General features: G+C 60.3%; 24 protein-coding genes. 23 read left to right on the top strand and 1 reads right to left on the bottom strand.

Annotated elements, in window-relative coordinates; translation table 11 throughout:
* Nucleotides 1-77: 77 nt before the first annotated feature.
* Entirely contained in the window at nt 78-893 is an 816-nt protein-coding gene (suhB, locus tag DBP26_RS01825; RefSeq protein ID WP_108235897.1) for an inositol-phosphate phosphatase, read from the bottom strand.
* A gap of 54 nt (nt 894-947) precedes the next feature.
* On the opposite strand from suhB, the gene DBP26_RS27165 reads away from it, so the two are divergent.
* From DBP26_RS27165 to DBP26_RS01715, 23 genes are all read left to right on the top strand, one after another.
* The gene (locus tag DBP26_RS27165) at nt 948-1,079 is read left to right on the top strand and encodes a hypothetical protein (RefSeq protein WP_256600356.1); all 132 of its coding nucleotides are present in this window, start codon (nt 948-950) and stop codon (nt 1,077-1,079) included.
* 40 nt (nt 1,080-1,119) lie between these two features.
* Entirely contained in the window at nt 1,120-1,881 is a 762-nt protein-coding gene (trmJ, locus tag DBP26_RS01820) for a tRNA (cytosine(32)/uridine(32)-2'-O)-methyltransferase TrmJ (protein WP_108235896.1), read from the top strand.
* A complete protein-coding gene (gene cysE / locus DBP26_RS01815) occupies nt 1,881-2,669 on the top strand; it encodes a serine O-acetyltransferase (RefSeq protein WP_108235895.1) in 789 nt (262 codons plus the stop codon). The genes trmJ and cysE overlap by 1 nt, the downstream gene beginning before the upstream one ends.
* A gap of 170 nt (nt 2,670-2,839) precedes the next feature.
* Nucleotides 2,840-3,331 carry a Fe-S cluster assembly transcriptional regulator IscR gene (iscR, locus tag DBP26_RS01810; protein WP_108235894.1) on the top strand — a complete coding sequence of 164 codons (492 nt, stop codon included), beginning with the start codon at nt 2,840-2,842 and terminating at the stop codon, nt 3,329-3,331.
* Between the two features lie 44 nt (nt 3,332-3,375).
* On the top strand, nt 3,376-4,590 hold the full coding sequence (locus DBP26_RS01805; protein WP_108235893.1) for an IscS subfamily cysteine desulfurase: 1,215 nt from the start codon (nt 3,376-3,378) through the stop codon (nt 4,588-4,590).
* 90 nt (nt 4,591-4,680) lie between these two features.
* On the top strand, nt 4,681-5,067 hold the full coding sequence (gene iscU / locus DBP26_RS01800; RefSeq protein WP_062383507.1) for a Fe-S cluster assembly scaffold IscU: 387 nt from the start codon (nt 4,681-4,683) through the stop codon (nt 5,065-5,067).
* 35 nt (nt 5,068-5,102) lie between these two features.
* Nucleotides 5,103-5,426, top strand: a complete 324-nt coding sequence (gene iscA, locus DBP26_RS01795) for an iron-sulfur cluster assembly protein IscA (protein WP_108235892.1) — start codon at nt 5,103-5,105, stop codon at nt 5,424-5,426.
* A gap of 8 nt (nt 5,427-5,434) precedes the next feature.
* The gene (gene hscB / locus DBP26_RS01790; RefSeq protein ID WP_108235891.1) at nt 5,435-5,953 is read left to right on the top strand and encodes a co-chaperone HscB; all 519 of its coding nucleotides are present in this window, start codon (nt 5,435-5,437) and stop codon (nt 5,951-5,953) included.
* Between the two features lie 45 nt (nt 5,954-5,998).
* Complete coding sequence (gene hscA / locus DBP26_RS01785) at nt 5,999-7,861, top strand: Fe-S protein assembly chaperone HscA (RefSeq protein ID WP_108235890.1); 1,863 nt, start codon at nt 5,999-6,001, stop codon at nt 7,859-7,861.
* A gap of 3 nt (nt 7,862-7,864) precedes the next feature.
* Nucleotides 7,865-8,206: an ISC system 2Fe-2S type ferredoxin gene (fdx, locus tag DBP26_RS01780; RefSeq protein WP_108235889.1), complete on the top strand. Its 342-nt coding sequence runs from the start codon at nt 7,865-7,867 to the stop codon at nt 8,204-8,206.
* Between the two features lie 13 nt (nt 8,207-8,219).
* On the top strand, nt 8,220-8,420 hold the full coding sequence (iscX, locus tag DBP26_RS01775) for a Fe-S cluster assembly protein IscX (RefSeq protein ID WP_108235888.1): 201 nt from the start codon (nt 8,220-8,222) through the stop codon (nt 8,418-8,420).
* An 89-nt stretch (nt 8,421-8,509) separates the two neighbouring features.
* Nucleotides 8,510-8,935 carry a nucleoside-diphosphate kinase gene (gene ndk / locus DBP26_RS01770; RefSeq protein ID WP_108235887.1) on the top strand — a complete coding sequence of 142 codons (426 nt, stop codon included), beginning with the start codon at nt 8,510-8,512 and terminating at the stop codon, nt 8,933-8,935.
* Between the two features lie 27 nt (nt 8,936-8,962).
* Nucleotides 8,963-10,111: a 23S rRNA (adenine(2503)-C(2))-methyltransferase RlmN gene (gene rlmN / locus DBP26_RS01765; protein ID WP_108235886.1), complete on the top strand. Its 1,149-nt coding sequence runs from the start codon at nt 8,963-8,965 to the stop codon at nt 10,109-10,111.
* 26 nt (nt 10,112-10,137) lie between these two features.
* Nucleotides 10,138-10,896: a type IV pilus biogenesis/stability protein PilW gene (pilW, locus tag DBP26_RS01760; RefSeq protein WP_108235885.1), complete on the top strand. Its 759-nt coding sequence runs from the start codon at nt 10,138-10,140 to the stop codon at nt 10,894-10,896.
* Complete coding sequence (locus DBP26_RS01755) at nt 10,896-11,882, top strand: RodZ family helix-turn-helix domain-containing protein (protein ID WP_108235884.1); 987 nt, start codon at nt 10,896-10,898, stop codon at nt 11,880-11,882. Before pilW ends, DBP26_RS01755 begins: the two co-directional genes overlap by 1 nt.
* Before the next feature lies 1 nt (nt 11,883).
* Nucleotides 11,884-12,993 carry a flavodoxin-dependent (E)-4-hydroxy-3-methylbut-2-enyl-diphosphate synthase gene (ispG, locus tag DBP26_RS01750; protein ID WP_108235883.1) on the top strand — a complete coding sequence of 370 codons (1,110 nt, stop codon included), beginning with the start codon at nt 11,884-11,886 and terminating at the stop codon, nt 12,991-12,993.
* A 21-nt stretch (nt 12,994-13,014) separates the two neighbouring features.
* Nucleotides 13,015-14,304: a histidine--tRNA ligase gene (hisS, locus tag DBP26_RS01745; protein WP_108235882.1), complete on the top strand. Its 1,290-nt coding sequence runs from the start codon at nt 13,015-13,017 to the stop codon at nt 14,302-14,304.
* 45 nt (nt 14,305-14,349) lie between these two features.
* Nucleotides 14,350-14,991, top strand: a complete 642-nt coding sequence (locus DBP26_RS01740; RefSeq protein ID WP_108235881.1) for a tetratricopeptide repeat protein — start codon at nt 14,350-14,352, stop codon at nt 14,989-14,991.
* On the top strand, nt 14,984-16,135 hold the full coding sequence (bamB, locus tag DBP26_RS01735) for an outer membrane protein assembly factor BamB (RefSeq protein ID WP_108235880.1): 1,152 nt from the start codon (nt 14,984-14,986) through the stop codon (nt 16,133-16,135). The genes DBP26_RS01740 and bamB overlap by 8 nt, the downstream gene beginning before the upstream one ends.
* 150 nt (nt 16,136-16,285) lie before the next feature.
* Nucleotides 16,286-17,755, top strand: a complete 1,470-nt coding sequence (gene der / locus DBP26_RS01730; protein ID WP_108235879.1) for a ribosome biogenesis GTPase Der — start codon at nt 16,286-16,288, stop codon at nt 17,753-17,755.
* 119 nt (nt 17,756-17,874) lie between these two features.
* Nucleotides 17,875-19,023 carry a pyridoxal phosphate-dependent aminotransferase gene (locus DBP26_RS01725; protein ID WP_108235878.1) on the top strand — a complete coding sequence of 383 codons (1,149 nt, stop codon included), beginning with the start codon at nt 17,875-17,877 and terminating at the stop codon, nt 19,021-19,023.
* Entirely contained in the window at nt 19,011-19,802 is a 792-nt protein-coding gene (locus tag DBP26_RS01720) for an amidohydrolase (protein WP_108235877.1), read from the top strand. Before DBP26_RS01725 ends, DBP26_RS01720 begins: the two co-directional genes overlap by 13 nt.
* A gap of 76 nt (nt 19,803-19,878) precedes the next feature.
* Nucleotides 19,879-20,268, top strand: coding sequence for a hypothetical protein (locus DBP26_RS01715; protein WP_108235876.1), 390 nt, complete (start codon nt 19,879-19,881; stop codon nt 20,266-20,268).
* Nucleotides 20,269-20,295 lie beyond the last annotated feature (27 nt).

Here is a 20,295-nt window from a genome sequence, read left to right as displayed (position 1 = left end):
GGGGGGGGGGCGCGATGAAGCCATGCGCGAGGCACAAAAAAACCGGCACGAGGCCGGTTTTCTGATGGTGGTGCAGTTCAGCGCTTCAGTGATGCGGGCACGAACGGAGCGATCGAGGTCAGCACGGCTTTGAAGCACTTGGTATTGCCTGCGACGATGTGGCCCTTTTCCAGGAAGTCATGGCCGCCATTGAAGTCGCTTACCAAGCCACCCGCTTCCTGGATCAGCAGCGCGCCGGCGGCCATGTCCCACTCCGAGAGTCCCGACTCCCAAAATGCGTCGAAGCGCCCGGCAGCCACGTAGGCCAGATCCAGGCTGGCTGCGCCCGCACGACGGATGCCGGCAGTCTGGCCAACCAGCGAGCGGAACATGTTCAGGTAGTTTTCCAGATTGTCCATCTGGTTGTCGCGGAAGGGGAAGCCGGTGCCCAGCAGGGCGCCTTCCAGGCTCTTGCGAGGGCTGACGCGCAGGCGACGGCCGTTCAACTGTGCGCCACGGCCGCGGGTTGCGGTGAATTCTTCCTGACGAACCGGATCCAGCACGACAGCGTGCTCCAGGCGGCCGCGGTATTTGCAGGCGATGCTGACGGCGAAGTGAGGGACACCGCGCACGAAGTTGGTGGTGCCATCCAGTGGATCGATGATCCAGAGGTAGTCGGCGCCTTCGCCCGTGCCTTCTTTCAGGCCGCTTTCTTCGCCGAGGATGCCGTGGGTCGGGTAAGCCTTGAGCAACGCATCGATGATGGTCTTCTCGGCTGCACGGTCGACCTCGGTGACGTAGTCTTTGGCGTCTTTTTCATCGACCTTGATGCTATCCAGGCGCTCGATGGAGCGGAAAATCAGTTCGCTGGCACTGCGGGCGGCGCGCAGCGCGATATTCAGCATGGGCTGCATGGATAAATCACCTAGGTCGTTAAAGAGAGCCGGGCATTCTAGGGGTTCTCGCCGATGATTTCCAGAGCGAGTGCGGTGTTGTCACTGCGTCCGGTCGCCTCATCGAAGGTGGATACGTGCGGCTCAAAGGTGTATGAAAAGGCGCTGGAGCAGCGCTTCGTGGCGTTGGCCTCGGTGCTTCTGTAACATTTCTCCCCCCTTATCACCTGCAAGTGAGACTTCAGCCGTGCTGCAAAACATTCGTGTGGTTCTGGTCGGTACCAGTCATCCGGGCAATATCGGAGGCGCGGCACGTGCCATGAAAAACATGGGGCTTTCGCGGCTGGTGCTGGTCGAGCCGGCACACTTTCCCCACGCCGATGCGGATGCCCGCGCCGCCGGCGCCAGCGACGTGCTGGAAGGTGCGCAGGTTGTCTCGACGCTCGAAGAGGCGCTGGTGGGCTGCACCTTGGTGATGGGCACCAGTGCGCGCGATCGCAAGATTCCCTGGCCGATGCTCGATCCGCGCGAAGCGGGTGTCATGTCGGTGGAACACGCTGCGCAAGGCGAAGAGATCGCGCTGGTGTTCGGCCGTGAATACGCAGGGCTGACCAACGAAGAGCTGCAGCGGTGTCATTACCACGTTCACATTCCCTCGGACCCGACGTTCAGCTCGCTGAATCTCGCGGCCGCGGTGCAGGTGCTCAGCTACGAGGTGCGCATGGCGTGGCTGGCGACCAAGGGGCAGGCCAACGAGGTCGAGCAGGCCGAGCCCAGGATCGAGCGCGTGACGATGGATGACATGGAAAAATTCTATGAGCATCTTGAGGCCACTCTGGTGAACATTGGCTTCCTCGACCCGGACAAGCCTCGGCATCTGATGGCCAGATTGCGTCGTTTGTACGGTCGCTCGGAAATTGACCGATCTGAAATGAGCATATTGCGTGGCATCCTCACCGAAACCCAGAAAGCGGCCAACGGTGAGCCCTACAAGCGGAAGGATCAGTGATGTTCGAGCGTTTGCGAGAAGACATTCAAAGCGTGTTTCACCGTGACCCGGCAGCCCGCAATGCGTTTGAGGTGCTGACGTGCTATCCCGGTATGCACGCCATCTGGCTGCATCGATTGTCCGGCTGGTTGTGGGGCAAAGAGCTCAAATGGCCTGCAAGGATGGTTTCGAATTTCGGACGCTGGTTGACCGGCATCGAGATCCACCCCGGTGCCAAGGTCGGTCGCCGTTTCTTCATCGATCACGGCATGGGGATCGTCATCGGCGAGACAGCCGAAATCGGCGATGACGTGACGCTGTATCAGGGCGTGACGCTGGGTGGAACGAGTTGGAATAAAGGCAAGCGCCATCCGACCCTTGAGTCCGGCGTGGTCGTAGGCGCCGGGGCGAAGGTGCTGGGCCCGTTCACTGTCGGTGCCGGGGCGAAGGTCGGCTCCAATGCCGTGGTAACCAAGCCGGTTCCAGCGGGCGCAACCGTTGTGGGTATTCCGGGGCGGATCATCGTCAAGGCTGATGAAAGCGATGCGCAGGCCAAGCGCAAGGCCCTGGCCGAGAAGATCGGCTTCGATGCCTATGGCGTCGGTGAAGACATGCCTGACCCGGTCGCCCGTGCCATCGGCCAACTGCTTGACCATCTTCAAGCGGTGGATGTGCGCATGGAAGACATGGGCAAGGCGCTGAAGAGTCTGGGCGGCGAATACCGAGAAAAGGAGCTGCCCGAACTTCATCAGGAAGTATTCGATTGCATCAAGGAGCGCAACCAGACCAAGGTCGGTCAAGGTATTTGACGCAAACGGTGCTGAAGGCGTCGTGGAAACGTACTATTCGACGGGTGGTTTTGCTATTATGCCGCCCGCTCTTTGTCGGTAATTCCGACTGCTGCGCTAGGTCTTATAGTTGACTTAAATACTCGGAAATAGCATACTCGCTCCCATTCCGAACCTCCGCGGTACACGTCATGCGACTGACTACAAAAGGCCGTTACGCTGTCACTGCCATGCTGGATCTGGCTTTGCACGCGCAGCATGGGCCGGTGTCTCTGGCCGATATTTCCGAGCGGCAAGGGATTTCCCTTTCCTACCTCGAGCAGCTGTTTGCCAAGCTGCGCCGCAGCAATCTGGTCTCCAGTGTGCGTGGGCCGGGCGGTGGCTATCAGCTGTCCCGAAACATGCAGGGCATTCAGGTCGCCCAGGTGATCGATGCAGTCAACGAATCGGTCGATGCCACGCGCTGCCAAGGGCTCGGTGATTGTCATGCTGGCGATACCTGTCTGACCCACCATCTGTGGTGCGACCTCAGCCAGCAGATTCACGAATTTTTAAGCGGTATCAGCCTGGCCGACCTCGTCACTCGCCGTGAAGTGCAGGAAGTCGCCCAGCGTCAGGATCTGCGTCGTTGCGGTAACAAGACGCACTTTCTGGACAAGATCGAAACATCCGCCGTTGAGTGAACGCAGATGAACGCGCGGCGTGCCTGCCCGATAGGAGATATTCAATGAGATTGCCGATTTACCTCGATTATTCCGCGACGACTCCGGTCGATCCGCGTGTTGCGCAGAAAATGAGCGATTGCCTCCTGGTCGATGGCAACTTCGGCAACCCGGCTTCGCGTTCTCACGTCTTCGGCTGGAAAGCGGAAGAGGCTGTCGAGAATGCCCGCCGTCAGGTGGCCGATCTGGTGCATGCCGATCCGCGTGAAATCGTCTGGACCTCCGGCGCCACTGAATCCGACAACCTGGCGATCAAGGGTGCCGCGCATTTCTATGCCACGAAAGGCAAGCACCTGATTACCAGCAAGATCGAACACAAAGCCGTACTCGACACCATGCGCCAGCTTGAGCGCGAAGGTTTCGAAGTGACTTATCTGGAGCCGACCGAGGACGGTTTGATCACGCCGTCGATGGTTGAGGCGGCTCTGCGTGACGACACCATTCTCGTCTCGATCATGCACGTCAATAACGAGATCGGTACGGTCAACGACATCGCTGCGATTGGCGAACTGACCCGTTCGCGTGGCGTGTTGTTCCATGTCGATGCGGCTCAGTCCACGGGTAAGGTCGACATTGACCTGTCGAAGCTGAAAGTCGACATGATGTCCTTTTCCGCCCACAAAACCTATGGTCCAAAAGGCATCGGCGCGCTGTATGTGAGCCGCAAGCCGCGTGTGCGCATCGAGGCGACCATGCACGGCGGCGGTCATGAGCGTGGCATGCGTTCCGGTACCCTCGCGACCCACCAGATTGTCGGCATGGGCGAAGCGTTCCGTATCGCCAAGGAAGACATGGTCGCTGAAAACGCCCGCATCAAGGCGCTCAGCGATCGCTTCTACCAACAGGTCGAGCATCTCGAGGAGCTGTACGTCAATGGCAGCCTGACCGCTCGCGTGCCGCACAACCTGAACCTGAGCTTCAACTACGTCGAAGGTGAGTCGCTGATCATGGCGCTCAAGGACCTCGCCGTGTCGTCCGGTTCCGCCTGCACGTCGGCTTCGCTGGAGCCGTCGTATGTACTGCGTGCCCTGGGTCGTAACGATGAACTGGCGCACAGCTCGATCCGCTTCACCTTCGGCCGCTTCACCACCGAGGAAGAGATCGACTACGCCGCCCAGAAGGTCTGCGAAGCCGTGACCAAACTGCGCGCTCTGTCGCCGTTGTGGGACATGTTCAAAGACGGCGTCGACATCTCGAAGATCGAGTGGGCAGCACACTAATTTGAAGTCGCCACACGATGCGGCGCTTTGAAAACCGGGTTTTTGAAGTGCCGTGAGAGCGGCAGTGAAGTTCTGATGAGGATTTGAACCATGGCTTACAGTGAAAAGGTCATCGACCACTACGAGAATCCGCGCAACGTCGGCAAGATGAATGCGGAAGACCCTGATGTGGGCACCGGCATGGTCGGCGCTCCGGCGTGCGGCGACGTGATGCGCTTGCAGATCAAGGTGAACGAGCAGGGCATTATCGAAGATGCCAAGTTCAAGACATACGGCTGCGGTTCGGCCATCGCGTCCAGCTCCCTGGCCACCGAGTGGATGAAGGGCAAGACGCTGGATGAGGCTGAGACCATCAAGAACACCCAACTGGCCGAAGAACTGGCACTGCCGCCGGTGAAAATCCACTGCTCGGTACTCGCTGAAGACGCCATCAAGGCGGCGGTTCGCGATTACAAGCAGAAGAAAGGTCTGCTCTGAGCAGCCTGTACCTCTGGCAACAGTAAGGAGTCACGATGGCTATCAGCATGACTGAAGCTGCCGCCAACCACGTCCGTCGTTCGCTCGAAGGGCGCGGCAAGGGTGATGGCATTCGTCTGGGCGTACGTACGACGGGTTGTTCCGGGTTGGCGTATGTACTGGAGTTCGTAGATGAACCTGCGAGCGAAGATACGGTGTTCGAGCAGCATGGCGTCAAGGTGATCATCGATCCCAAGAGCCTGGTTTACCTCGACGGCACCGAGCTCGATTTCGTCAAGGAAGGGTTGAACGAAGGCTTCAAGTTCAACAACCCCAACTCGCGCGGTGAGTGTGGCTGCGGCGAAAGCTTCAACGTCTGAGGCTTATCGTGGGTACTCCTTGTCATTTCGCGTTGTTCGATCTTCAGCCCGCTTTCCTGCTGGATCTTGACGTGCTGGCCGCCCGCTATCGCGAGCTTGCCCGTAGCGTGCACCCCGACCGTTTCGCTGACGCCTCCGAGCGTGAGCAGCGGGTTGCGCTGGAGCGCTCGGCAAGCTTGAACGAGGCCTATCAAACGCTCAAGAGCGCGCCCAAGCGTGCGCGGTACTTGCTCGCGCTCAAGGGCGAAGTGCCGCTTGAAGTCACTGTGCATGATCCCGATTTCCTGATGCAGCAGATGCAGTGGCGCGAAGAACTCGAAGATTTGCAGGACGAAGCGGATCTGGACGGCGTTGCAGCATTCAAGCGTCGGCTCAAGAAGGCTCAGGAAGAACTCAACGAAAGCTTCGCGGCCTGTTGGGACGATGCTGCACAGCGCGAGCAGGCCGAACGGCTGATGCGTCGCATGCAGTTCCTCGACAAGCTCTCCTACGAAGTGCGCCAGCTCGAAGAGCGCCTCGACGATTAACCCCGCGTCGCCTCTGGGCGGCGCGCCAGTGATATCAGAACAGCAATGGCTCTACTGCAGATCGCCGAACCCGGCCAAAGTCCCCAACCCCATCAGCGCCGTCTGGCTGTCGGGATCGATCTTGGCACCACCAACTCGCTGGTCGCTGCGCTGCGCAGCGGTATCAGCGAGCCCCTGCCGGACGCCAACGGTCAGGTCATCCTGCCTTCGGCCGTGCGCTACCACGCCGACCGCGTCGAGGTCGGGCAGGCTGCCAAAGAAGCGGCGGCCGCCGACCCGCTGAACACCATCATCTCGGTCAAGCGCCTGATGGGTCGCGGTGTCTCGGATGTGAAGCATCTGGGTGGGCAGTTGCCTTACCGTTTCATCGGCGGCGAGTCGCACATGCCGTTCATTGAGACGGTCCAGGGCGCGAAGAGCCCGGTCGAGGTCTCGGCTGACATTCTCAAGGTGCTCCGTCAGCGCGCCGAAGCCACATTGGGTGGCGACTTGGTGGGGGCAGTGATCACGGTGCCTGCCTACTTCGACGACGCTCAGCGCCAAGCCACCAAAGATGCCGCCAAGCTGGCTGGCCTGACGGTGCTGAGGCTGCTCAACGAGCCGACCGCGGCTGCCGTGGCCTACGGATTGGATCAGAACGCCGAAGGCATCGTCGCGATTTATGACCTGGGTGGCGGCACGTTCGACATTTCTATCTTGCGCCTGACCGGTGGCGTGTTCGAGGTCATGGCGACCGGGGGCGACAGCGCTTTGGGTGGTGACGACTTCGACCATGCCGTCGCCAGTTGGATCATCACCGAGGCCGGTCTTTCCGATGATCTCGATCCTGCAGCTCAGCGCAGCCTGATGCAGACCGCGTGCGCCGCTAAAGAGGCGCTGACCGATGCAGAGTCGGTCAGCGTCGCCTATGGCCCATGGTCGGGGATGCTGACTCGCGCTGCCTTCAATGCCCTGATCGAGCCGATGGTTTCGCGCAGCCTCAAGGCGTGTCGACGCGCAGTGCGCGATTGCGGCATCGAGCTGGAGGAAGTGCAGGCGGTCGTCATGGTCGGTGGCTCCACCCGTGTGCCGCGTGTCCGCGAAGCGGTGGGCGAACTGTTCGGCCGTCAGCCGCTGACGTCAATCGATCCCGATCAAGTGGTTGCCATCGGTGCGGCGATCCAGGCCGATACCCTGGCGGGCAACAAGCGTGACGGCGGGGAGTTGCTGTTGCTTGACGTCATTCCGCTGTCCTTGGGCCTTGAGACCATGGGCGGGCTGATGGAAAAGGTCATACCGCGCAACACGACGATCCCGGTCGCTCGGGCGCAGGAATTCACCACTTATAAAGATGGCCAATCGGCCATGATGATTCACGTCTTGCAGGGCGAGCGGGAGCTGATCAGCGACTGCCGTTCACTGGCGCGTTTCGATCTGCGCGGTATTCCCGCCATGGTGGCAGGGGCTGCGAAAATTCGTGTCACCTTCCAGGTCGATGCTGACGGTCTGCTGAGCGTTTCTGCTCGCGAGTTGGCCTCGGGCGTGGAATCGAGCATTCAAGTCAAGCCGTCCTATGGTCTGACCGACGGCGAAATTGCCCGGATGCTCAAGGATTCGTTCCAGCATGCCGGCGACGACAAGGTCGCCCGCGTGCTTCGTGAGCAGCAGGTCGATGCGCAACGCCTGATCGAAGCGGTCGAAGGTGCCTTGGAGGCGGACGGTGAGCGTCTGCTCGACGCCGAAGAGCGCATGGTCATCGACATGCAGGTCGACGAACTTCGTGAACTGATCAAGGGCACCGACGGAGTGGCCATCGAGCAGCAGACCAAGCGTCTGTCGCAGGTGACCGACGCGTTCGCGGCCCGTCGTCTTGACTCGACGGTGAAAGCCGCTCTGGCAGGGCGCAACCTGAATGAGATTGAGGAATAACTGATGCCGCAGGTCATTTTTCTGCCCCACCACGAGTTTTGCCCGGAGGGCTTGGTGGTTGAGGCCCAGCCGGGTATCTCGATCCTCGAACTGGCGCACGAGCACCATATCGAGATGGAGAGCGCCTGTGGCGGCGTGTGCGCCTGCACCACGTGTCACTGCATCATCCGCGAAGGCTTCAATTCGCTGGAAGAGGCCGACGAGTTGGAAGAGGACTACCTGGATCGCGCCTGGGGGCTTGAAGCCACGTCTCGCCTGGCTTGCCAAGCCAAAGTCGGCACCGAAGACCTGACGGTCGAGATCCCGAAATATTCGCTAAACCATGCAGCTGAAGCGCCGCACTGACCGAGGGATTGTCATGAGCTACGGTTGGAATGACGTACAACGCATCGCCGAGGAATTGGCTGAGGCCCATCCGGGCCTCGATCCTTACTCGGTCGGGTTCGTCAGGTTGCAACAGATGATTCAGCAACTCCCGGACTTCGACGACACCTCGGGTCGAGTCGGCGAGAAGGTTTTGGAGGCGGTGCAGACCCTTTGGGCCGCTGAAATAGACTGATCATCTCTGCACGTTAGGCAATACACCAGAACCCGCGTATAATTCGCGGGTTTAATTTTTCGCAACAATCACCGTTTCTGGAGTTTCACATGGCTGTTCAACGTACTTTCTCGATCATCAAGCCTGACGCAGTTGCAAAAAACGTCATCGGTGAGATCACCACTCGCTTTGAAAAAGCCGGTCTGCGCGTCGTCGCTTCCAAGCTGAAGCAACTGTCCAAGGCCGAGGCGGAAGGTTTCTACGCTGAGCACAAAGAGCGTGGCTTCTTCGGTGATCTGGTTGCATTCATGACCTCCGGCCCGGTTGTGGTTCAGGTTCTGGAAGGCGAAAACGCCATTGCCCGCAACCGCGAGCTGATGGGCGCTACCGATCCGAAGAAAGCAGACGCTGGCACCATTCGCGCTGATTTCGCCGAGTCCATCGACGCCAACGCCGTTCACGGTTCGGATTCCGAAGCCGCTGCTGCTCGCGAAATCGCTTACTTCTTCGCTGCTACCGAGGTAACCACTCGCTAAGCCGCCGCTGCGAGTGAGGGTGAATCCATGACTGAGACCACTGGCAAAATCAACCTGTTGGGGCTTACCCAGCCGGAAATGGAAAAATTCTTCGAGTCCATCGGGGAGAAGCGCTTCCGTGCCGGTCAGGTCATGAAGTGGATTCACCACTATGGCGTCGATAATTTCGAGGCCATGACGAACGTCGGCAAGGCGCTGCGTGAAAAGCTCGAGCGCCGTGCCGAAATTCGGGGCCCTGAAGTCGTCAGCGAGGACATCTCGGCCGACGGCACCCGCAAATGGGTCGTGCGCGTCGCGTCCGGCAGTTGCGTCGAAACCGTCTACATCCCACAGGGCAAACGGGGCACGTTGTGTGTTTCCTCCCAGGCGGGTTGCGCACTGGACTGCAGTTTCTGCTCCACTGGCAAGCAAGGCTTCAACAGCAACCTCACTGCCGCCGAAGTCATCGGCCAGGTGTGGATTGCCAATAAATCCTTCGGCAGTGTCCCGGCCACCATCGACCGTGCCATCACCAATGTGGTGATGATGGGGATGGGCGAGCCATTGCTGAACTTCGACAATGTCATTTCCGCCATGCGTCTGATGATGGACGACTTGGGCTATGGCATTTCCAAACGCCGTGTGACGCTGTCCACCTCCGGCGTGGTACCGATGATCGACGTGCTCGCGCAGCACATCGACGTCTCGCTGGCACTTTCGCTGCACGCGCCGAATGACGCGCTGCGCAACCAGTTGGTGCCGATCAACAAGAAGTACCCGTTGCAGATGCTCCTCGAATCCTGCCGCAACTACATGTCGGCACTGGGCGAGAAGCGTGTTCTGACCATCGAATACACCTTGCTCAAAGACGTCAACGACCGGCCTGAACATGCGGCCGAGATGATCGAGTTGCTCAAGGACACGCCTTGCAAGATCAACCTGATTCCTTTCAACCCGTTCCCGCATTCGGGTTACGAGCGTCCGAGCAACAACGCTATCCGACGTTTCCAGGACATGTTGCACCACGCCGGGTATAACGTCACCGTGCGCACCACACGCGGTGAGGACATCGACGCTGCCTGTGGTCAGTTGGTCGGGCAGGTAATGGACCGCACTCGTCGCAGCGAACGCTACATCGCTGTGCGTGAACTCAGTGCCGACGCTGACGGGGCTCAGGTTGCCGCGGCTCGCAACTGATTGCGAATTTGACTGAGAGGATCTCTATGTCCCTGCGCACTGCGCTGCTACTGTGTTTTGCCACATTGCTGATGGGTTGCGTATCCACTGGCAACGTCAATCCGCTCAGTACCAGCAAGGGACGTGAAGAAGCTCGGCAGGCCTACGTGCAGTTGGGCCTGGGATACCTGCAGCAGGGGCAGACCGAGAGAGCCAAGGCCCCGCTGAAGAAAGCGCTGGAGCTTGACAGCGCCGATGCCGACGCCAACGCCGCGCTGGCGCTGGTCTTCCAGGCCGAAGCCGAACCCCGGCTCGCTGATGAGTATTACCGCAAAGCGTTGTCTTCCCGCCCCAAGGATGCGCGGATCCTCAATAACTACGGCAGCTTTCTTTACGAGCAGAAGCGCTATCAGGAAGCCTACGAGCGCTTCGAGCAGGCTGCCGATGATAACCTTTACGCCGAGCGTGCCCGGGTGTTCGAGAACCTGGGCATGACATCGCTGATGCTGGGCAATCGCGAAGTGGCCCGTGAGCACTTCGATAAAGCCCTGAGGCTGGACCGTCAGCAACCGCGTGCCCTGCTGGAAATGGCTGAGTTGTCTTACGAAGACAGGCATTATGTGCCAGCGCGTGATTATTACGACCGTTTCAGCCAGTTGAGCGAACAGAATGCGCGCAGCCTGTTGCTGGGTACGCGACTGGCGAAGATTTACGACGATCGCAACAAGGCAGCCAGCTATGGCCTGCAACTCAAAAGACTCTATCCCGGTACGCCGGAATATCAGCAATACCTGTCGGAGCAATGATGAAAGCGGCGCATCCCGAAGTTGTAGCAGCCACTCGCACGAACCCCGGTGAAACGTTGCGTCAGGCTCGCGAGAGCAAGAACTGGTCGCTGCCCGATGTGGCGTTGAGGCTGAACCTCACCGTGACGTCCCTGGGTTACGTTGAGTCGGGCGATTTCGACAAGCTTCCGGGCCATACCTTTGCCCGGGGTTACATTCGTGCATACGCCAAACTGATGGGCCTGGATCAGACCGCTCTGGTGAGCCAGTTCGACCAGTACACCGGCACCGACGGCAAGGGCAGCAGCGTGCACGCCCTGGGTCGCATCGAAGAGCCTGTAAGGCTTTCTCACAACATCCTGCGTATCGTCAGCCTGCTGCTGCTGGTCGCGCTGATTGGCGGAGGCTTCGTCTGGTGGCGGGACCAATCGACCTTGCGCGGGAAGGAGCCCACCAGTCTCGGGATGGAGCACGTCGAGGTTGAAAGCGCCGACGGGACCACGCAGATTCACCCGCTGGATGAGCCTGAGGATCAGGCCGTTGCCGAAGGGCAGGGCAATGAAGCGCCGCCCTCGACCCCCGTCGAGCCCGCCGCGCCTTCCGCAGCGACCTCCAGTGCACCGACCGGCCAGGCACCTGTGACCACGGCGCCAAGTGCACCGACCCATTCATCCGCGACACCGGCCGCGCCTGCCGCCGTGCCTGCGCCAGCGAGCAATCCAGCTCCAACGCCTGCCGCGTCTGAGGCAGCGCCTGTGCCTGCCGGGTTCGGCCAGGTGAAGATTCAATTCACTGCCGACTGTTGGTTCCAGGTGACCGATGGCAATGGCAAGGTGCTTACGAGTGGGCTGAAACACTCGGGCGACAGTATCGATGTCAGCGGCAAGCCGCCCCTGGCGGTGCGACTGGGCGTCGCCCGCGCCGCCCAGGTCAGTTATAACGGCCAGCCGGTCGATGTCACACCGTTCACCTCGGGCCAGACGGCTCGCATGAAGCTGGGTCAATAACATGCACGGCGAATCTCCGATCAAACGTCGCGAATCCCGCAAAATCTGGGTCGGCTCGGTGCCCGTCGGCGGTGATGCGCCGATCGCGGTACAGAGCATGACCAACAGCGACACCAACGATGTCGCTGCCACGGTCGCGCAAATCAACCGCCTGGAAGCGGCAGGCGTGGACATTGTCCGCGTATCGGTTCCGGATATGGATGCCGCCGAGGCTTTTGGCCGTATCAAGCAGTTGGTCAAGGTGCCCCTGGTCGCCGATATCCACTTCGATTACAAAATCGCCCTGCGCGTCGCGGAGCTCGGTGTCGACTGCCTGCGTATCAACCCGGGCAACATCGGCCGTGAAGACCGTGTCCGCGCGGTCGTGGATGCTGCGCGTGACCGGGGTATCCCGATCCGCATCGGGGTCAATGCCGGTTCGCTGGAAAAGGATCTGCAGAAGAAGTACGGCGAACCGACGCCGGCCGCGTTGGTGGAGTCCGCTCTGCGCCACGTGGAGCACCTCGACCGGCTGGATTTCCAGGACTTCAAGGTCAGCGTCAAGGCCTCGGACGTGTTCATGGCGGTCGAGGCGTACCGCCTGTTGGCCAAACAGATCGTCCAGCCGCTGCATTTGGGCATCACCGAAGCGGGTGGTTTGCGTTCAGGCACAGTGAAATCGGCCGTCGGCCTAGGTATGCTGCTGGCCGAGGGCATCGGCGACACCATTCGCATCTCGCTGGCCGCCGATCCGGTAGAAGAAGTGAAGGTCGGCTACGACATCCTCAAGTCGCTGCACCTGCGCTCCCGTGGCATCAACTTCATCGCCTGCCCGAGCTGTTCGCGGCAGAACTTCGATGTGGTCAAGACCATGAACGAGCTGGAGGGGCGGCTGGAAGATTTGCTTGTGCCAATGGATGTGGCGGTGATCGGCTGCGTGGTCAACGGTCCCGGCGAAGCCAAGGAGGCGCACATCGGCCTCACCGGAGGCACGCCGAACCTGATTTACATTGATGGCAAACCGTCGCAAAAGCTGACCAATGACAACCTGGTGGACGAGCTGGAACGCTTGATCCGCGACAAGGCGGCCGAAAAGGCCCAAGCCGACGCAGCATTGATCGTTCGCGGCTAACCCGTTTTCCAAGGAATTTTTGTGAGCAAGTCCCTGCAAGCCATTCGTGGCATGAACGACATCCTGCCGGACCAGACGCCCCTGTGGCGCTACTTCGAAGGCACCGTATCGCGCCTGCTGGATAACTACGGCTATCGCCAGATTCGCATGCCGATCGTCGAGTTCACCGATCTGTTCAAGCGCTCCATCGGCGAAGTCACTGACATCGTCGAGAAGGAGATGTACACCTTCGCCGACCGCAACGGGGATTCGCTGACCCTGCGTCCGGAGGGCACCGCAGCCTGTGTGCGCGCCGTACTCGAGCATGGGATCATCGGCGGTGGGCAGGTGCAGAAGCTTTGGTACATCGGGCCGATGTTCCGTCACGAGCGCCCGCAGAAAGGCCGTTACCGTCAGTTTCACCAGATCGGCGTCGAAGTGTTCAACCTCGACGGTCCGGACATCGATGCGGAACTGATTGTCCTGACCTGGCGCCTGTGGGGGCTTTTGGGTATTCGCAATGCCGTCAAGCTGGAACTCAACAGCCTGGGCACCAGCGAAGCCCGTGGCCGTTATCGTGAGGCGCTGGTCGAGTACCTCTCGGCGCGTCACGATCAACTGGACGAAGACAGCCAACGCCGTCTGAAGACCAATCCATTGCGCGTGCTCGACACCAAGCACCCTGAAACTCAGGCGGTGCTGGTCGATGCGCCGAAGCTGGCGGACTACCTGGATGAAGAGTCCCGGGTTCACTTCGACGGCTTGAAGGCACGTCTGGACGCCGCAGGGATTCCTTATGTCATCAACCCGAAGCTGGTGCGCGGGCTGGATTACTACAGCAAAACCGTTTTTGAATGGGTTACCGATCAATTGGGCGCTCAGGGCACGGTCTGCGCTGGCGGTCGTTACGACGGCCTCGTCGAGCAAATGGGGGGCAAACCGACCAGTGGCGTCGGTTTTGCGATGGGTATCGAGCGGCTGGTTTTGCTTCTGGAGACGCTCGAGCAGGTGCCTGAGGAAATCGCCCGGATTCTCGACGTGTACGTCTGTGCGTTTGGCGAGGCGGCCGAACTGGCGGCGCTCGCGCTGACAGAGCGCTTGCGTGACCAGGCGCCGAACCTGCGTTTGCAGGTCAACGCCGGGGCTGGCAGCTTCAAGAGCCAGTTCAAGAAAGCCGACAAGAGCGGCGCTCTGTACGCGCTGATCCTTGGTGATGAAGAACTGGCGCGCAAAGAAGTGGGCGTCAAGCCGCTGCGTGGTCAGGGTGAACAACAGACCGTTGCCTGGGATGCTCTGTCCGAGCACCTGGCCGCCTGCATTCCGCAGGCTTGAGGCTGAATAACAAGCGTTTAAGCGAAAGCGGATAGGAGTATTGGGGTGTCGAGTACTGACGAAGAACAACTGGCGGCGGTTAAAGATTGGTGGCAGCGTAACGGCAAGCCGCTGGTGACCGGCGGTCTGCTCGCAGTGATCGTGGTGTTGGGTTGGCAAGCCTGGCATCGCTATCAGAACAACCAGGCACAAGGTGCCTCGGCGCTGTATCAACAATTGCTGGAAACCGCGCTGACGCCGAGCGGGCAGGCCGATGCCGGCCAGGTCGCTGACATCGCCGGCAAGCTGAAAAGCGAATTCGGTGGCACGGCTTACGCTCAGTACGGCAGCCTGTTCGTGGCCAAGGTCGCGGTCGATACCGGCAAACTGGACGATGCAGCCAATGAGCTGAAAGCGGTTGCCGACAAACCCGTCAATCCGACGCTCGGTGAAATCGCTCGTCAACGTCTGGCCCGTGTGCTGGCAGCGCAGAACAAGGCTGAAGACGCCTTGAAACTGCTGGATGGCCAGGTCGACAAGTCATTCGAGGCCAGCCGCGAAGAGCTGCGTGGCGATCTGCTGGTTCAACTGGGTCGTACCGATGATGCGTACGCTGCATACAAGAAAGCCAAGGCTGCGTTGTCCGAGCAATCGGCGGTTGGCGGCCTGCAAATGAAGCTCGACGATCTGGCGAAAGGGGATGCGTGACGTGATTCGTTGGAAACATGCAGCATTGCTGGCTCTGGCCGTTCTGGCCGCGGGTTGCAGCAGCAACAGCAAGAAGGAGTTGCCGCCAGCGGAACTGGTCGACTTCAAACAGGAAGTCAGCCTGCAGAAATTGTGGAGCCGCTCGGTGGGTGACGGCCAGGGCGACATCTACAACATTCTGGTCCCGGCGATCGACGGCGAAAACATCTATGCTGCCGATGCCACCGGGCTGGTCATGGCGATCAACCGCAGCAACGGTGACGTGGTCTGGAAGAAGGAACTCGAGCAGCCCGTTTCCGGTGCTGTTGGCGTCGGTTCCGGCCTGGTGATGCTCGGCACCCTGAGGGGTGAGGTCATCGTGCTCGACGAGGCCACCGGCGAGCAGAAGTGGAAGGCCAAGGCCACCAGCGAGGTACTTTCGGCCCCCGCCACCAATGGTGATGTGGTCGTTGCCCAGACCCAGGATGACCGAGTCATCGGTTACGACGCCGCCACTGGCAATCAGCGCTGGATCTACGAAAGCAGTCCTGCCGTCCTGACCCTCCGGGGCACCGGCGCACCGCTGGTCACCAGCCAATTGGCCGTGGCGGGTCTGTCCACAGGCAAAGTGGTGGCACTGGACACTACCAACGGTGTGCCGGTCTGGGAACAGCGCGTGGCGATCCCGCAAGGTCGCTCGGAGCTGGACCGTGTGGTCGACATCGACGGCGGCCTGCTGCTGTCGGGCAGCACCCTGTATGTCGCCACCTACCAGGGCCGAGTGGCGGGCTTGGACCTGCAGAGCGGTCGTGTGTTGTGGCAGCGTGATGCATCGAGCTACTCGGGCGTGGCCCAAGGGTTCGGCAGCGTGTACGTCTCCCTGGCCAACGGCACCGTAGAGGGTGTCGATGAGCGATCGTCCACCGCCTTGTGGAGCAACGACTCGCTGGCTCGCCGTCAACTGGGTTCGCCTGAAGTGTTCTCCAGCTACGTCGCGGTAGGCGACATGGAAGGCTATCTGCATCTGCTGAGCCAGGTCGACGGCCATTTCGTCGCCCGTGAAAAAATCGACAGCGATGGCCTGCGGGCTCGTCCGCTGGTCTCGGGCAACACGATCTACGTCTTCGGCAACAGCGGCAAGCTGGAAGCGCTGACGATCAAGTAGTGGCTGTCTATGCTTGAGGAGGCCGGCCGACGGCGTCCTCTCGCGGCCCCGAATGATGGGGCCTGTGGCACTTTCCGGTGCCGCTCCGAACTCCGGCCGCTGCCTTGCAGCGGCTTTTGTATTTTCTGAAATAACGAAGTGGAGAGCCGCATGGTTCCCGTAATCGCCCTGGTGGGTCGACCGAACGTCGGCAAGTCCACCTTGTTCAACCGCCTGACCCGGAGTCGCGACGCCATCGTCGGCGACCTGTCCGGTCTGACCCGCGATCGCCAGTACGGTGAGGCCAAGTGGCAAGGGCGTTCCTATATCGTGATCGACACCGGAGGTATTTCCGGCGACGAATACGGCATGGATGAAAAGATGGCGGAGCAGTCGCTGCTGGCCATCGAAGAAGCCGACGTGGTGCTGTTCCTCGTCGACGCCAAGGCGGGTTTCACCGCCGCCGACCAGATGATTGGCGAGCACCTGCGCAAGCGCAACAAGACCTCTTACGTCGTCGCCAACAAGGTCGACAACATCGACCCGGACATGGCGCGCGCCGAGTTCAGCCCACTGGGCATGGGTGACGCGATCCCGATTGCTGGCGCCCATGGTCGGGGTATCTCCCAAATGCTGGAAACGGCCTTGGGTGGCTTTCCGAAAGACGCTGACGAAGTCGAGGAAGGCGAGGAAGAAGAGGTTGCAGAGGGGGAGGAAGCCAAGCGCATTCCTGGCCCGAGCGAGAAAGACGGTATCAAGATCGCCATCATCGGCCGCCCCAACGTCGGCAAGTCGACGCTGGTCAACCGCATGCTGGGCGAAGAGCGCGTCATCGTCTATGACCAGCCCGGCACGACCCGCGACAGTATCTACATCCCGTTCGAGCGTAACGAGGAGAAGTACACGCTGATCGACACGGCGGGTGTGCGCAAGCGCGGCAAGATCCACGAGGAAGTCGAAAAGTTTTCGGTGGTGAAGACCTTGCAGGCCATCAAGGACGCCAATGTGGTGATCTTCGTGATGGATGCCCGTGAAGGCGTCGTGGACCACGACCTGAACCTGCTGGGCTTCGCGTTGGAGTCCGGGCGTGCCATTGTCATCGCGCTGAACAAGTGGGATGGCATGCAGCCGAGCGAGCGTGACTACGTGAAGACCGAGCTGGAGCGTCGTCTGTTTTTCGTCGACTTCGCTGACATTCACTTCATTTCGGCGTTGCACGGCACGGGCGTCGGCAACCTGTATCAGTCGGTCCAGGCATCGTTCAAATCCGCCGTGACCCGCTGGCCGACCAGCCGCCTGACCCAGATTCTCGAAGATGCCATCAGCGAGCACCAGCCGCCGATGGTCAATGGCCGCCGGATCAAGTTGCGTTACGCTCACTTGGGCGGGGCCAACCCACCGTTGATCGTGATCCACGGCAACCAGGTCGAGAAGGTGCCCAAGTCTTACGTGCGCTATCTGGAAAACACGTATCGCCGTGTGCTCAAGCTGGTCGGTACGCCGATCCGCATCGAGTTCAAGGGCGGTGAGAATCCGTATGAAGGCAACAAGAACACGCTGACCGATCGACAGGTCAACAAGAAGCGCCGCTTGATGTCGCACCATAAGAAAGCCGAGAAGAAGCGCAAGGACAAGCGCTGATCCTCACGGACTTATCTTTGAAAAAAGGCGCCCCAGGCGCCTTTTTTTGTATCGGTTCATTGGGCTATTCTGCCCCTTCCCCTGCCGTTGTGGAGCCGGGTGGAGAGCAGGAAGAACCCATGATCACCAGCAAATTGCCGAACGTTGGCACCACCATTTTCACCGTGATGTCCCAGCTTGCAACCGAAACAGGGGCGATCAACCTGTCCCAGGGTTTTCCTGATTTCGATGGGCCGGATGCGCTGCGCGAAGCCCTCTGCCGTCGCACCATGGAGGGCTACAACCAATACGCTCCCATGGCCGGTCTGCCTGCGTTGCGCGAGCAGGTCGCCGCGAAGATTGCGCGGGCCTATGGTCGGCAGGTGAATGTCGACAGCGAAATCACCATCACGCCTGGCGCCACGCACGCGATTTTCTGCGCGATTCAGACGGTGGTCAGGGCGGGCGATGAAGTCATCGTTTTCGACCCCAGCTACGACAGTTACGAGCCCTCTGTCGAACTGGCGGGCGGTCGTTGCGTGCATGTGCAATTGAAGGATGGCGAGTTCTCCATCGACTGGGAACAGCTCAGTGCCGCGTTGAGCCCCAAGACCCGCATGATCATCATCAACACCCCGCACAATCCCAGCGGTGCGCTGATAACCCGTGCCGAACTGGACCAGTTGGCCGCGCTAATTCGCGGTCGTGACATCTACTTGGTCAGCGATGAGGTGTATGAGCACCTGGTGTTCGACGGCGTGAAGCATGCCAGCGTGCTGGCCCATGAAGAACTCTACGAACGCGCCTTCGTCGTCAGTTCGTTCGGCAAGACCTATCACGTCACTGGCTCGAAGACCGGCTACCTCGTCGCCCCGCCGGCGCTCACCGCCGAGATGCGCAAAATCCACCAGTTCGTTGGCTTTTGTGGTGTCACGCCGCTGCAATGGGCCTTGGCGGATTTCATGGCCATGTCCCCCGAGCACGTTGAGGAACTGCCTGCGTTCTACCAAGCCAAGCGCGACTTTTTCTGCGACCGGCTTGAGCGTTCGCGTTTTACCTTCAAGCGCGCAGCGGGGACCTATTTCCAGTTGGTCGACTACTCGCAGATTCGCCCGGATCTGAACGATGTCGAAATGTCCCTGTGGATGACCCGCGAGCACGGCGTGGCGAGCATTCCGCCTTCAGTGTTCTATCAGAGCCCGCCCGAAGGCCAGCGTCTCATTCGCCTGTGCTTTCCCAAGCGAGAGGAGACGTTGCGTCTGGCAGCGGAAAAATTATGCGCGATCTGAGCCATTTGCCTGACCTGAACATCGCCTTGGTGCAGACCACCCTAACTTGGCACGATTGCGCGGCCAACCACGCGCATTTCGAAGAACTGCTGGCCCAGGCCGCCGGCGCCGATCTGGTGGTATTGCCCGAGATGTTCACCACGGGCTTCTCCATGGAGTCGCAACGGCTGGCGGAGCCTGAAAACGGAATCACTTCCCAATGGATACTGGGTCAGGCCAAGCGTCTCAACGCGGTGGTGACTGGCAGCGTGATCGTGCGCGCTGGCGATGGCAGTCACCGAAACCGACTGTTGTGGGCGCGGCCTGACGGCGAATTGCTTCACTACGACAAGCGACATCTGTTCCGCATGGCAGGAGAGCATGAGCACTACAGCCCAGGGGAGCGCCAGGTCGTGCTCGAGCTCAAGGGGTGGCGTGTTCGTCCGTTGATCTGCTACGACCTGCGCTTTCCGGTTTGGAGCCGCGATGCTCGCGATACCGATCTGCTCCTGTACACCGCCAATTGGCCCGGGGCCCGCCGTCAGTATTGGAACCGTTTGTTGCCCGCGCGGGCCATCGAAAACCTGTGTTATGTCGCGGCGGTCAATCGGGTCGGCGTCGATGGTAAAGGTCTGTCCTACACAGGCGACAGCCAGGTGCTGGATTTCCAAGGGGAGAGCCTGCTGAATGTCGGCGAAGCCGACGGTGTTTTTCAGGTCAGCCTCTGCGCGGAAAGCCTGGCAGCTTATCGGCAGAAATTCCCTGCCTACCTGGACGCCGATGCCTACGAGATACGGTGAAGGCTAGCAGCGGGATCAACGAGCTTCAGTTCTGTGTGTCCGTGCCGATACAGGGTGCACAGAACAGGAGTTGATCATGACCGCCATCAATACGAATTCGCTGAGTGCCTACCCCGCGGCATTCGCCACCCCCGTGAAAACCGATGCCTCCAGCACGAGCGACGCGACCTCAGCCAGCGTGAACCTGCGCGGCAATGTTTATCAGGCGCCGAAGGCGTCTTCCGACGGCGTGACGCAGGAGCAACTGATCAAGCAAATCCAGGAGCAGATCAAACAAACCCAGAAGATGCTCGAACAGCAACAGCAGCAATTGGCCGCAGTGCAGGCGAGCAAGGCGTCGGATCAGGAAAAGGCCGCGCAGGTCATGGCCATTCAGCAACAAATTGCTGCGACCAGTGCGCAATTGATGGCTCAGCAATCGGCGTTGCTGCAATTGATGAAGGGGTCGGTCAACACCACAGCCTGATAGGCTCCCTGCAGCAGCACAGACGCG

This window comes from Pseudomonas sp. RIT409, assembly GCF_003052515.2.
In the GTDB taxonomy this organism is placed as follows: Bacteria; Pseudomonadota; Gammaproteobacteria; order Pseudomonadales; family Pseudomonadaceae; genus Aquipseudomonas.
The sequence above is the reverse complement of the archived record's forward strand: the minus strand, read 5'-3'. Positions and strand labels throughout refer to the sequence as shown.

Coding starts and splice junctions, on each gene's coding strand:
- rlmN (WP_108235886.1), top strand. CDS start 8,963: ATGACTGAGACCACTGGCAAAATCAACCTGTTGGGGCTTACCCAGCCG.
- bamB (WP_108235880.1), top strand. CDS start 14,984: ATGCGTGACGTGATTCGTTGGAAACATGCAGCATTGCTGGCTCTGGCC.
- suhB (WP_108235897.1), bottom strand. CDS start 893: ATGCAGCCCATGCTGAATATCGCGCTGCGCGCCGCCCGCAGTGCCAGC.
- ispG (WP_108235883.1), top strand. CDS start 11,884: ATGCACGGCGAATCTCCGATCAAACGTCGCGAATCCCGCAAAATCTGG.
- fdx (WP_108235889.1), top strand. CDS start 7,865: ATGCCGCAGGTCATTTTTCTGCCCCACCACGAGTTTTGCCCGGAGGGC.
- cysE (WP_108235895.1), top strand. CDS start 1,881: ATGTTCGAGCGTTTGCGAGAAGACATTCAAAGCGTGTTTCACCGTGAC.
- pilW (WP_108235885.1), top strand. CDS start 10,138: ATGTCCCTGCGCACTGCGCTGCTACTGTGTTTTGCCACATTGCTGATG.
- DBP26_RS01725 (WP_108235878.1), top strand. CDS start 17,875: ATGATCACCAGCAAATTGCCGAACGTTGGCACCACCATTTTCACCGTG.
- iscX (WP_108235888.1), top strand. CDS start 8,220: ATGAGCTACGGTTGGAATGACGTACAACGCATCGCCGAGGAATTGGCT.
- iscR (WP_108235894.1), top strand. CDS start 2,840: ATGCGACTGACTACAAAAGGCCGTTACGCTGTCACTGCCATGCTGGAT.
- DBP26_RS01805 (WP_108235893.1), top strand. CDS start 3,376: ATGAGATTGCCGATTTACCTCGATTATTCCGCGACGACTCCGGTCGAT.
- hscA (WP_108235890.1), top strand. CDS start 5,999: ATGGCTCTACTGCAGATCGCCGAACCCGGCCAAAGTCCCCAACCCCAT.
- DBP26_RS01720 (WP_108235877.1), top strand. CDS start 19,011: ATGCGCGATCTGAGCCATTTGCCTGACCTGAACATCGCCTTGGTGCAG.
- der (WP_108235879.1), top strand. CDS start 16,286: ATGGTTCCCGTAATCGCCCTGGTGGGTCGACCGAACGTCGGCAAGTCC.
- ndk (WP_108235887.1), top strand. CDS start 8,510: ATGGCTGTTCAACGTACTTTCTCGATCATCAAGCCTGACGCAGTTGCA.
- iscU (WP_062383507.1), top strand. CDS start 4,681: ATGGCTTACAGTGAAAAGGTCATCGACCACTACGAGAATCCGCGCAAC.
- iscA (WP_108235892.1), top strand. CDS start 5,103: ATGGCTATCAGCATGACTGAAGCTGCCGCCAACCACGTCCGTCGTTCG.
- DBP26_RS01715 (WP_108235876.1), top strand. CDS start 19,879: ATGACCGCCATCAATACGAATTCGCTGAGTGCCTACCCCGCGGCATTC.
- DBP26_RS27165 (WP_256600356.1), top strand. CDS start 948: ATGATTTCCAGAGCGAGTGCGGTGTTGTCACTGCGTCCGGTCGCCTCA.
- DBP26_RS01755 (WP_108235884.1), top strand. CDS start 10,896: ATGAAAGCGGCGCATCCCGAAGTTGTAGCAGCCACTCGCACGAACCCC.